An 11364-nucleotide genomic window follows, 5' to 3' on the forward strand; every position below is an offset into this window, starting at 1 on the left:
TATGTTTTGCCATCAAAATTGGGCGTGAGCTTTTTAGTGGTTACTATGCTTAATTTTATATTAGGCATTAATTATCAGAATAATCTGATTTTAGCGATGGCTTATTTAATGCTTGTAGTAATGATATTTTCGCTACTTATGGGTTATAGCAATCTTAAAGGATTAAAAATTGATTATAAAAATCATATAGCTAGCTATGCTCCCTGCTCTGCATTATTAGAGCTGCAACTAAAAACCGAAAAAAAATGTCAATCATTGCAGTTTATTTATGAAAATAAAACCCTCACAACCGTTGATGAAATAACCAGTCAAAAGCAAATAGTTAATTTAGATTTAGGATTAAAAGAACGTGGTGAATACCCCTTGCGCCGATTAAAAATAATCAGCAAGTACCCGTTTGGATTAGTATCGGTATGGAGCTATATGCAATTAGCACATACGGTATTTGTCTACCCGCAACAACTCAAACCATTGCATGAAGCTAGTTTGCAAAATAACCACAACACTGATGATGGCCTGCATAAAAACAGCCATGGTAGTGATGAATTTGATGGTTTAAATATTCATCAACCTGGTATGAATATGAAACGAATATCATGGAAACATTACGCAAAAACTCAGCAATTAATGGTAAAAGAGTTTGTAAATTATTCAGCCCAAAGTGTTGTTTTTGATTTTAATCAGTTACAAGGAAATACCGAATCCCGCCTACAACAATTAAGCTATTTAGTAACTCAGGCTTACTCACAAGGCGTTAGTTATGGCCTGCAATTAGAAGCAGGACTATACGCGATCAGTGATACCAAAGAACATTGTAAACAGTGTTTAGAAGCACTAAGCCGTTTTGCAAAGGATGAAAATGAAAGTCACTGATAATTTAACCGCGATCAATTTGTCGTTATCTATTGTTTATATTTTAGTGCTGAGTTTTATTTTTACTGAGTTACCTCCTCTATTTAATACATTATTAGCTAGTTTGTGTATTTGGAATCTAGCCGTTACCTTATTGAAAAGAAATAAACCCACTGCCATATTAGCAAATACTTTGGCCGGTTTGAGTCTATTGATCTTGTTTTATGACGTAGGTTTTAGCGATACGGTGACTTTATTTGTTGCGATGCTGATCCTCTCTAGCTTATTTAAATTACTGCAAGCCAATACAAAAAAGCATTATCAAACTATCATTTTGTTAAGTTTTTTTAGTCTCTCAACAGTATATCTATTTTCTCAGAGCTTATTTGCTACGCTAGTAATTAGCATGCTATATATTTTAAATTTTGCGCTTTTAGCGCTGATTGAATCTAAACATAGTTTAAAAATTGCAGCTAAAGACAGCTGCAAACTTTTGTTGCTAGCACTACCTTTAGCGATATTTTTATTATTATTGTTACCGAAACTTCCCGCATTTTGGCAATTACCGGGGCCAAAACTCGCTAAAACCGGTTTGTCAGAAAGTGTTGATCCATTTGATATAGCCAAACTGTCTAATTCAGATGAGTTAGTATTTCGAGCTAAATTTGATCAGCAAAAGCCATCTTCCCCCTATTACTGGCGAGCGATTATACATGATGAGTTTGATGGTAAACGCTGGTTAATATCGGACATTTTAAAAAGCCAGCAAGTAATTGACCAAATCACCTCAGCTGAACGTGGTGAACCATTATATAGTTATCAAATTTTTGCAGAGCCTGGCGCTAAGCCTTGGCTTTATGGTTTACAGTTTGCCGACTCGGCCCATCAAGATGTAAAAACAACCAGCAATGGATTACTACTGCGGAAACGTTTTTTAGCTAATAGTATCAGCTATACAGCCCAGAGTTATGCTTTTAGCTTGGCTGAACTCTCTCGCTCTGCACACTATCAAAACGTGCAGCTTAGTTTATTAGCTAAAGAGACTAATTTACAGTCGCAGTCTTTAGCTAAACGTCTGTATGAACAACATAATAACGATGATCAGGCTTTTTATTCAGCACTGGATGACTACTTTGCCAATAATAACTTTAGCTATACCTTAACGCCGGATCCAATTACCGGTAACAACACCCTTGACCAGTTTTTATTTGCTAATAAACGTGGTTTTTGTGGCCATTATGCCAGCACGGCTGCATTTATGTTTAGAAGTGTTGGTATTCCTGCCCGCGTTGTTTCGGGGTACTTAGGTGGTGAGTATAATCAACAAAATAGTTATATGAGCATCTATCAATATGATGCCCATGCATGGGTTGAAGTATTTATAAAAAATAAAGGTTGGCAAATTTTTGATGCAACTGCGGTTGTTTCACCTGAACGATTAAACGGATCTTTATCACAGCACTTGCAGCTTAATAGCGAATTTACTAGCAACTTGAGTTTTGGCTTATTACGATTGAGTAATATTGCTGGTATTAACTGGTTAAGGCTTAAGCTTGAAAATCTTGATTACCAATGGACAAATTGGGTGTTAGGTTTTGACCAGCAAAAGCAATCTTCCCTGCTAAAAGAATTATTCGGTAATAAACAGTTTTGGCAAATTTCACTGATCGTGATAGCAACCGTATGTTTAGCCTTTATTTGTTACTTTGTGTATTTGTCTTGGCCTAAAAAGCCAGAATCGCCAGCGCATTCACTCGCAAAAGACTACCTTACTGTTGTGCGTTGGTGTAATAAGCAAGGTATTTCTGCACCGTCAAATCAAACGCCGCTGCAATTTTTAGCATATGCAGCTCAACAGCTGCCTAACAAGCGGACATATATCATGCAATTTGCGCAATTATACTCCGATGTGCGTTATCGCCAGCTAATATTTAGCGCTTATCGTAAAAAACACAGTAAAAATCTGGTAAAATTAATTAAAACAACAACTAAGAGAACTCTATGAATGCAGTCGTGATTGGCGTTATTTTAATGCTTGGCCTTACTTTAGCCCGCGTTAATGTAATTGTTGCTATGACTTTAAGTGCTTTAGTCGCCGGTTTAACCGCCGGACTTAGCTTAAACGATACCCTAAACGCATTTAACGCAGGCCTCTCTGGCGGAGCTGAGATCGCTCTAAGCTATGCAATGCTAGGCGCATTCGCTGTTGCGATTTCAAAATCAGGCTTAACGCGCATTTTAGCTGCAAAACTACTCGCTAAAGTAAATAACAATAGTAGTAATAGCGAAACAAATTTAAGCTATTTTATTTTACTGATAATTTTAGTGTGTGCAATTTCATCGCAGAACCTAGTCCCAGTTCATATAGCTTTTATACCAATTTTGATCCCCCCGCTACTGGTTATATTTAATAAACTAAGGTTAGACAGACGTGCTATTGCCTGTATTTTAACGTTTGGTCTAGCAACCTCATATATGGTTTTACCCTATGGCTTTGGTGGAATTTATTTATACTCGATTTTACATAAAAACTTAGTGGAAAATGGCTTAGAAATCATTAATACCCAAGTACCTATGGCGATGATCATTCCTGCCTGTGGCATGTTAGTTGGATTAATTGTAGCGGTGTTTATCAGTTATAGAAAACATCGAGATTATCAGCATGACGAACATCAAGAGCACGCAACTAATGTGGTTGTAGAACAACCTAAAAAAGTATTGTTAGTCGGTATTACAGCGGTATTAGCCTCTTTAGCAGCACAAAATGTCAGTGGTTCAATGATTTTAGGTGGCTTAGTTGGGGTGATGATTTTTAGTTTGTTTGGCGTAGTTAAGTGGGAGCAAAATAGCGACGTATTTAGTAAAGGCGTAGCAATGATGGCAATGATTGGATTTATAATGATCTCAGCTCAAGGGTTTGCCTCTGTAATGAAAGCGACAGGCGATGTGACTAGCTTAGTACAAAGCGCCGCATTGATTATTGATGGCAACAAACCTTTGGCAGCTGCACTAATTTTATTAGTTGGTTTAATGATCACCATGGGGATTGGCAGCTCATTTTCCACAGTGCCAATAATAGCAACCTTGTTTGTGCCACTGTGCTTAGAGCTTAACTTTTCAATGATGGCAACCGCAGCTTTAGTGGGAACCGCAGGTGCTTTAGGCGATGCTGGCTCCCCTGCTTCCGATTCAACCTTAGGACCAACTTCCGGCTTAAACGCTGACGGTCAGCATGATCATATATGGGATTCAGTTGTGCCTACTTTTATCCACTTTAATATTCCATTACTAATATTTGGCTGGATAGCCGCTATGGTGCTTTAATACCTTGAATGTGAGTAACCAAGCAGAGAATAGATTAAGACCCCTACTTGGTTACTCAATTATTGTTTTAACGCAGATGCTAAAGATATATAACAGTGCAACATAGTATGATGTGTTCTTTTTATATAGCAAAGAAAGCACCATAAAAGTGCTTTCTTAACTTAACAACTCGGTTTAAAAACCATAAATCATCTTATCGCATACAACCGGCGTAGGTCTGTGATTGTCATCGACCGCAACGAATGTAAAACTCCCAGTAATTGCCGAGTGTTTATCATCCCTGTGCATTGTTTCTAAGAATATTTCAACGTCTACTCTTAAACTTGTATTGCCTACATGCACAACTTTTGAGATCAATTCAGCGAAGGTTCCAGCTGGAATAGCTTCTTTAAAATCAACTCTATCTGATGAAATGGTTACCAATGGTTTACGGCAAAAGCGCGTTGCAGCAATAAATGCAACTTCGTCCATCCATGCCAATGCATCACCACCAAACAAGGTATTGTGGTGATTAGTGCGCCCAGGAAATACTGTTTTTGTGACCGAAGTCGTTGAGTCTTTAATGCGCTGAGCAATTATTTCTTCACGGTTTACTTGAGTTGTCATGTTCTCTACTTTTGGTTTGCTAATTTATCTAACATCATAAGTGCAGGATCAAGGCGTTCGCCTTTCCAATTAAAACGCCAATCCAGATGAGGACCAGTTACACGACCAGTCGCACCAATTTCAGCTATTTTATCACCACGTTTAATGGTATCCCCTACTTTTACATCAAGCTTACTTAAGTGTATGTAGGTAGACGTGACACTGTGGCCATGATCTAAAATTAAAGTGCCGCCAGAGTAATAAAGGTCGTTATCAGCAAAAACAACGGTACCACTGACAGGCGCATAAACAGGGCTGCCTGTTTTGTTGGCTATATCTAAACCAAAATGTGGCCGACGAGGCTCACCATTAAAATAGCGTTGGCTACCATACACACCCGAAATACGCCCTTGTGCAGGTTTGTAAACTGGATCTAAAAAATACCTAAGCTCAGAGTCAACTTTTCGGGCATTTCTTACTGCCACAGCTTCGCGGCTGATACGTTCACTTACCGCTTTTGGCGGTGACACATATTTACTTGCCACTCCAGTAATTTTATCAATTTTATAATCACGTTTAGTGATCTCAATCGCTTGCTGATGTTTGACACCGTCTGCATCAACCCAGGCTAATTGATGGGTTAATTCAGCATCACGGCCAAAGCCAAATACAAACTCACCTTGTGCGGTGGTTTTTAATGCTTGGCCATTAAAAATAACTGACTTAACCCCATCAATTTGACCAGTCACTAACCCGCCTTGGGTTAAGTGACCTTTTAGCTCCACTGCATCAGCAAAAAAGCTCACAGTAGCAAATAACGAAACGGCTAATAATTTACGCATAACAAATGGACCCTTTGGCCACACCTTCGTATGCTGTGACTTTTACGTCATTGTCAGGATGCTGCGCTTTAACTTGCTCAGCAAGGTAACCTGCAATACATTCAACCGTAGTATCAATGGGTAAAATATCACACCGTTCTTTACTTATTGCCATTTCAAAATAGCCTTGTGCGGCGGTATAGGCAAAACAGAGGTCATTTTCTTTGGCGCTGATGTGCTGTAGCTGCGGCGCTTGAATTTGATCTTCTGCTGTAGCTAAATAAATATCTTGCCATTTATCAGCCCATTGCTTTTGTAATCGTGGCATTGCCATTCCATCAAGGGCAATACCAATTTGCGAACGGTGACCATGAATAATACGCTGGCAATTACCGTCGTGCTTTTTAAGGCCATGACTATAGTGATAATAAAAGCTCTTACTATGCTCTGGCTTTAACTCAATTTCGATTTTATCGATATTGCTTGGTAACTGCGGCATGATTGTAGCAATTAAAAATTCAATAACTGACTGCTCATTAATAACATCAGCATCAATTAAACAAAACGCTTGGTTTGGCGCGCTCATTGCTAAGTGGTGATCATCACCAAAAGTACAATCAAGTGTTGTGTAGTCACCATGGTTTTCAACTTGGCCGTTAATTTGGTTGCCAATGGCCAGCTTGTGATCAATACATTGGTCGATAATGCCTTTGATTTGCTTTTTAACTAAGCCAAAATCAAGCACCATAGACTCTTCATTTAACTTGCCATGCAAGGTTAAATCAACAATCCAGCTCTCGCCAACTGCGCCTCGTTTATTACACAAGTAAGAAAAATCAATTACGGTAAGTGCGTTAACAAAAAGGATCATAAACTTCCTTTATACTGGTTAAAAAATCACGGTAATTATAATGATTTTTGCTAGTAATTGCGCGATTTAATCGTGTAATTAGCATGTTCTTCACCTAAGCGGTGGTATTTCGTGCAAATAAATTATTTTTTTAACTGCTCCGAGTTGTTTAGCGTACAAGTGTACGCTAAAGTACGTGGCAATTTCTAAGCGATGAAAAGTGTTATGGAACCTAAAAATAGTTATACAAAAGAAGATTTGATCCTATGTGGTCAAGGTGAAATGTTTGGAGAAGGCAATTGTCGTCTACCAAGTGACAACATGTTAATGATGGACCGTATCGTCTCAATCACTGATGACGGTGGAGAGCATGGTAAGGGTGAAATCGTTGCTGAGCTTGATATTAACCCTGATCTTTGGTTTTTTGCTTGTCACTTTAAAGGTGATCCAGTCATGCCAGGTTGTCTTGGTTTAGATGCAATGTGGCAACTGGTTGGCTTTTTCCTTGGTTGGTCTGGTGGTCCTGGTCTTGGCCGTGCGCTAGGTGTAGGTGAAGTTAAATTTACTGGGCAAATTTTACCAACAGCAAAAAAAGTGACCTACCGTTTGACCATGAAGCGCGTTATTAAACGTAAATTATTCATGGGGATGGCTGATGGTACTGTTGAAGTAGATGGCCGCGTTATCTACGAAGCAAAAGATTTAAAAGTTGGTTTATTCCAAGATACTAGCGCGTTTTAATTTTGTAATTAAAACCCAGCTACAAAAACGCCGCTGTTTCATAAACAGCGGCGTTTTTGCTTTAATTCAATACTTAAAAATTAGGTTTTATACATATTGCGATTTTCTATCGCTTCGCGCCAACCGCCTAACCACTCTGATTTTGGGTCTATTTGTTGATAAGGGCATAGGTCTTTTGAACGGCCCGCGAGGCCTGCTTTAAAGCCTTGAGAATGAGCTCTTTCTAACCGATCTCTTTTCTGTCTCTTCATAGGTAAATCCTCACCTTTTATATTTATATATTTGTAGTGTTCGTGACATCTACATTTAATGAATAGTTAATAAAACTGTTAAATTCAAATCACAAAAGCAATTAAATAAATTGACTTTAACTAAGCTGCTGATGCAAAAATGAATTAACATATAAAAAAGTAAAGTGGTCGTACCATCTTCTGTGCGACCCATATATGTACAAAAAATTACGACTATCTAATCACTAACACGCAGTTTCCTGCTCTAATTGTGACTGCGGTTTATGGGTGAAGTTCCTATAAAAAATGTAATTATGACAAATTTATTTCAACTCATTAATAGTAAAGAAGTTTAATTTTTGAACTTATTTCAGACCACTTTACTGCGGCTTATTCACACTTAATTAGCCCACATTTCACGTACATTTTTAAATTGTTTAATAATTAATCCTTGCAACTATACCCAAACCACCTCAATATACAGAATTCAGCGTTTCACAGGGGCTTAGTATCAAGGCGTTACTTTGCAACAATGGCAGCCCCTTTTAAGAAGTAACAACGCTGAGAGTAAGTGCCTGTGAAACGCCCAACGGGTTGGTTTAAAAGCGATTTATACTGCGTTATTGATTTTAACAATAGAACCACTATTACTTGCAATCAATGCCTTGCCTAAATCGCTTTTAATTCCAACTGAAACTCGCATCTTGAGGTGGTTTGGGTATATTAATACGATCGGTCTAATATGTGTTTATGCTAAAAAACAGTCAAAATCCACCACGACGTGGTCGCCCACCAAAAGTTGCCCGCAGTAATGCCGACACCAAAGCGTTACTTATTGCTACGGGGGTAGAAACACTTACCGAGTTTGGCTTCAGTGCCACAGGACTTGATACTATTTTAAAAAAAGTAGGTGTTCCAAAAGGTTCTTTTTACCACTACTTTAATAATAAAGATGCCTACGGCTTAGCTGTTATAGACGCTTATAACGATTACTTTGTTGCTAAACTTATTCGCTATCTAGGGGCAAGCGATATCCCTCCTTTAGAGCGACTAATCAATTTCACCCAAAGTGCAGCAAGGGGTATGCAAAAGTACGATTTTAGTCGCGGTTGTCTAGTCGGTAATTTAAATCAGGAACTAAACCATCTCAGCGATGACTTTAAAAATAAACTATTAACCAGCTACGAGATTTGGCAACAACATGTGCAAGTTTGCCTGGCACAAGCTCAGCAGGATCGTGTTATTGCAGCCAACGTGAATACCACACAAATGAGTGAATTTTTTTGGATTGGCTGGGAAGGTGCTGTAATGCGTGCCAAGCTAACTAAAAATACTCAGCCACTTATTTTATATACTGAAATGTTTTTACGTGCATTGCTTAGGTAACGGCTTAAGTAATTGCTCTTTATTCATAACAATTAAAAGACGATCGGTCTAAATGGAGTCCAGATGAACAATCAATTTAAAGCCATTGTTATAAATAATACTGACGATAAGTATACCGCGTCAGTACAAACACTAAATAATAGCGAATTACCCAATCTCCCTGTCAAACTAGATGTGCTTTACAGCACCCTAAATTATAAAGATGGTCTAGCTATTACAGGAAAAGGCCCCGTGGTGCGCTCATTTCCTATGGTGCCGGGTATTGATTTAGTGGGTAAAGTAACAGCCAGTGATTCTAGCGAGTTCGCTATTGATCAGTTGGTATTACTAAATGGCTTTGGTGTTGGCGAAAAATACTGGGGGGGTCTGGCTCAACAAGCCGCTGTTAATGGCAATTGGTTGCTCCCACTCCCAACGTCGTTAACACCTAAACAGGCCATGCAAATTGGTACTGCCGGTTACACCGCGATGCTCAGTATTATTGCGCTTGAAAAGCAAGGCATCACTCCCGAATCTGGTGATATTTTAGTTACGGGTGCAAACGGTGGTGTAGGTAGTTTTGCCGTCTATTTACTTAATCTACTAGGTTTTACCGTAGTTGCAGCAACAGGTCGTGTAGATCAAAGCAAACATTTAAAACAACTTGGCGCCTCTGAAGTGATCGATCGAAATGAGCTATCAAATCCAGGTAAGCCATTAGCAAAAGAACGTTTTGCTGCAGCCATTGATTCGGTTGGCAGTCATACCCTTGCTAATATTTGTGCTTCTTTAAAGTATGGCGGTGTAGTTACTGCTTGCGGTTTAGCACAAGGCATGGATTTTCCTGCATCCGTTGCGCCGTTTATTTTGCGTGGTATTTCATTAATCGGCATAGACAGTGTAATGCGTCCAAAGGTCGACCGCATCCAAGCATGGCAACGTCTAGGTGAGCTTGTTGAGCAGAGCTACTTAGATAAAATATCGACTGAAATTAATTTAGAGCAGGTTATTAACGCGGCTGATGAGCTGATGGCCGGAAATATCCGAGGCCGTGTAGTAGTAAATTGCCAACAGTAAAAATAAGTTATACCAATCGTGTTAAGTTACTAAGTATTTATAGCGACGGAGAAATACAGTGATAACAAGACAGGAATTTTGACATGCCGTTGTTCTACTTGAAAAATTACTGACGTATTTAGCGCTTCATTTAGCCCGCTAGAATGGTTAAATATTTAACTCAATTGGTATATTAAAGCTTCTTGTAAAAGAAGCTTTAATTTTTTCGTCATTACATGCCTAAAGCAGCAAGCTTTTCGTTTAATTCGTCTTTTGAAATTAAACTCATTTCATACTGTTTTTTAACTTTACGAATAGTGTCGAAATTATCAAGTTTTAATCGTGCTTTAGCTAATTTCTGTTCTTTTTCTGCTACAGAGATCACATCAAGTTTAACGGCTTTTTCAAGCTTCTCTTTTTCTTGATCGTATTCTTTTTGAAAAATTGCTTTTTCTTGAATGATGATTTGATCTTTTAGCTTTTTCTCAATTTCAATAGCTTCATCTTCAAGCTCAATTTTTTTCTCAAGTAACGGTTCAACACGGTTTAATGCTTCTTGCAAAGCACTTTCGATATTTTGTCCTTGGTTTTCTAGTAAATTTTCTACGTATTTTTTACCAATATCTTGATAACCAATATTTAGCTGCCCTTCTATTGAAGTGATCTCAGAGCGGATCGCCGATAACTTTGAGTTCTCTTTCATTGAGGTGCTCATATCAGAGCTTAGTTTAGACGTTGATTCGCTGATATTTGAACCAATAGTGGTAGCTTGTGTTTTAATTTTATTAAAAAGACCCATGTATATTATTCCTTAAATCTATCATCCAATGTTGTGGCGTCATGCCAATACTTATTAAAGCGCACTAATATTACCGATAAACTAAACAAATGTAAATTACACAAGCAAACTGACTTGATATTCTTGTATCAAATTATCGTGATAAAAATTATAATTCTGGGATTAGATTTTAGAAAAAGAGTGTAAAACATGAGTAATGAAGATTTATTCGGCAATAACCCGCTACAAGGCGTTAAACTTGAGCAAGTTGTATCAGAGTTAGTTGATCAATATGGGTGGGAGCTTTTACATGCTTATCTACTGCTAAATTGTTTTAAAAACAACCCTGACATCAAATCTGCAGTTAAATTTTTGCGTAAAACCCAGTGGGCACAAGATAAAGTTGAAAACTTTTATCTTTATAGATTAAAAAATCTTCCTAAACCCGATGATGTTCAATATGAACTACCACCACGTGACCGCGTTATTCCTGAAGATCATAAACCGGGTGAACCATGTGAGTTAAGTTTTAGTGACGCAAAACGTATTCAAGCGAAAAAAGAAGCCAAAGATCGTGCACGGACGCGCAAACAACGCTCAAATGCCAGTAATCCTTGGGGTAACTAGGTGCTAGGTGCCACCACACTTTCAAAAAACTGGTCAGTACTGTTAGTACGCGGCCTCATTGCAATTATTTTTGGCGTTATTACTTGGTTTGCACCCAATGCATCTCTGAGTATTATGTTGTTATTTTTTGCGGGC

At 38.3% G+C, this 11364-nt stretch carries 12 protein-coding genes; 7 read left to right on the forward strand and 5 right to left on the reverse strand.

The window, feature by feature from the left end; translation table 11 throughout:
• The first annotated feature begins 45 nt into the window (after nt 1-45).
• The 3 genes from H5186_RS19885 to H5186_RS19895 are packed head-to-tail and all read left to right on the forward strand — an operon-like array spanning nt 46 to nt 4176.
• Entirely contained in the window at nt 46-873 is an 828-nt protein-coding gene (locus H5186_RS19885) for a DUF58 domain-containing protein (protein WP_182779199.1), read from the forward strand.
• A complete protein-coding gene (locus H5186_RS19890; protein WP_182794855.1) occupies nt 860-2857 on the forward strand; it encodes a DUF3488 and transglutaminase-like domain-containing protein in 1998 nt (665 codons plus the stop codon). Before H5186_RS19885 ends, H5186_RS19890 begins: the two co-directional genes overlap by 14 nt.
• Nucleotides 2854-4176 (forward strand): Na+/H+ antiporter family protein, encoded by a 1323-nt coding sequence (locus H5186_RS19895; RefSeq protein ID WP_145233952.1) that lies wholly within the window; start codon nt 2854-2856, stop codon nt 4174-4176. Before H5186_RS19890 ends, H5186_RS19895 begins: the two co-directional genes overlap by 4 nt.
• Before the next feature lie 174 nt (nt 4177-4350).
• On the opposite strand, the gene H5186_RS19900 is transcribed toward H5186_RS19895, so the two are convergent.
• From H5186_RS19900 to H5186_RS19910, 3 genes are read right to left on the reverse strand one after another with little or no spacing between them, the layout of a single operon-like run.
• Nucleotides 4351-4782, reverse strand: a complete 432-nt coding sequence (locus tag H5186_RS19900; RefSeq protein WP_064666260.1) for an acyl-CoA thioesterase — start codon at nt 4780-4782, stop codon at nt 4351-4353.
• 5 nt (nt 4783-4787) lie between these two features.
• Nucleotides 4788-5603 (reverse strand): M23 family metallopeptidase, encoded by an 816-nt coding sequence (locus H5186_RS19905; RefSeq protein ID WP_182759275.1) that lies wholly within the window; start codon nt 5601-5603, stop codon nt 4788-4790.
• Entirely contained in the window at nt 5596-6453 is an 858-nt protein-coding gene (locus H5186_RS19910) for a 6-carboxytetrahydropterin synthase (RefSeq protein WP_149981106.1), read from the reverse strand. Before H5186_RS19910 ends, H5186_RS19905 begins: the two co-directional genes overlap by 8 nt.
• A gap of 204 nt (nt 6454-6657) precedes the next feature.
• Between H5186_RS19910 and fabA the strand changes: the two genes are divergently transcribed.
• Nucleotides 6658-7173, forward strand: a complete 516-nt coding sequence (fabA, locus tag H5186_RS19915; protein ID WP_182718839.1) for a bifunctional 3-hydroxydecanoyl-ACP dehydratase/trans-2-decenoyl-ACP isomerase — start codon at nt 6658-6660, stop codon at nt 7171-7173.
• Nucleotides 7174-7253: 80 nt separating this feature from the next.
• Here fabA and rmf read toward each other — a convergent pair whose 3' ends face one another.
• Nucleotides 7254-7424, reverse strand: a complete 171-nt coding sequence (gene rmf / locus H5186_RS19920) for a ribosome modulation factor (RefSeq protein ID WP_182718838.1) — start codon at nt 7422-7424, stop codon at nt 7254-7256.
• Nucleotides 7425-8153: 729 nt separating this feature from the next.
• Between rmf and H5186_RS19925 the strand changes: the two genes are divergently transcribed.
• Nucleotides 8154-8789: a TetR/AcrR family transcriptional regulator gene (locus H5186_RS19925; RefSeq protein ID WP_149981105.1), complete on the forward strand. Its 636-nt coding sequence runs from the start codon at nt 8154-8156 to the stop codon at nt 8787-8789.
• Nucleotides 8790-8852: 63 nt separating this feature from the next.
• On the forward strand, nt 8853-9845 hold the full coding sequence (locus H5186_RS19930) for an MDR family oxidoreductase (RefSeq protein ID WP_182761831.1): 993 nt from the start codon (nt 8853-8855) through the stop codon (nt 9843-9845).
• A 211-nt stretch (nt 9846-10056) separates the two neighbouring features.
• Here H5186_RS19930 and H5186_RS19935 read toward each other — a convergent pair whose 3' ends face one another.
• On the reverse strand, nt 10057-10623 hold the full coding sequence (locus H5186_RS19935) for a hypothetical protein (RefSeq protein WP_182718835.1): 567 nt from the start codon (nt 10621-10623) through the stop codon (nt 10057-10059).
• A gap of 189 nt (nt 10624-10812) precedes the next feature.
• On the opposite strand from H5186_RS19935, the gene H5186_RS19940 reads away from it, so the two are divergent.
• Nucleotides 10813-11229 (forward strand): VF530 family DNA-binding protein, encoded by a 417-nt coding sequence (locus tag H5186_RS19940; protein WP_145233938.1) that lies wholly within the window; start codon nt 10813-10815, stop codon nt 11227-11229.
• Nucleotides 11230-11364 lie beyond the last annotated feature (135 nt).

Source organism: Pseudoalteromonas sp. SG41-2 (assembly GCF_014164535.1).
GTDB classification, from domain to species: domain Bacteria; phylum Pseudomonadota; class Gammaproteobacteria; order Enterobacterales; family Alteromonadaceae; genus Pseudoalteromonas; species Pseudoalteromonas rhizosphaerae.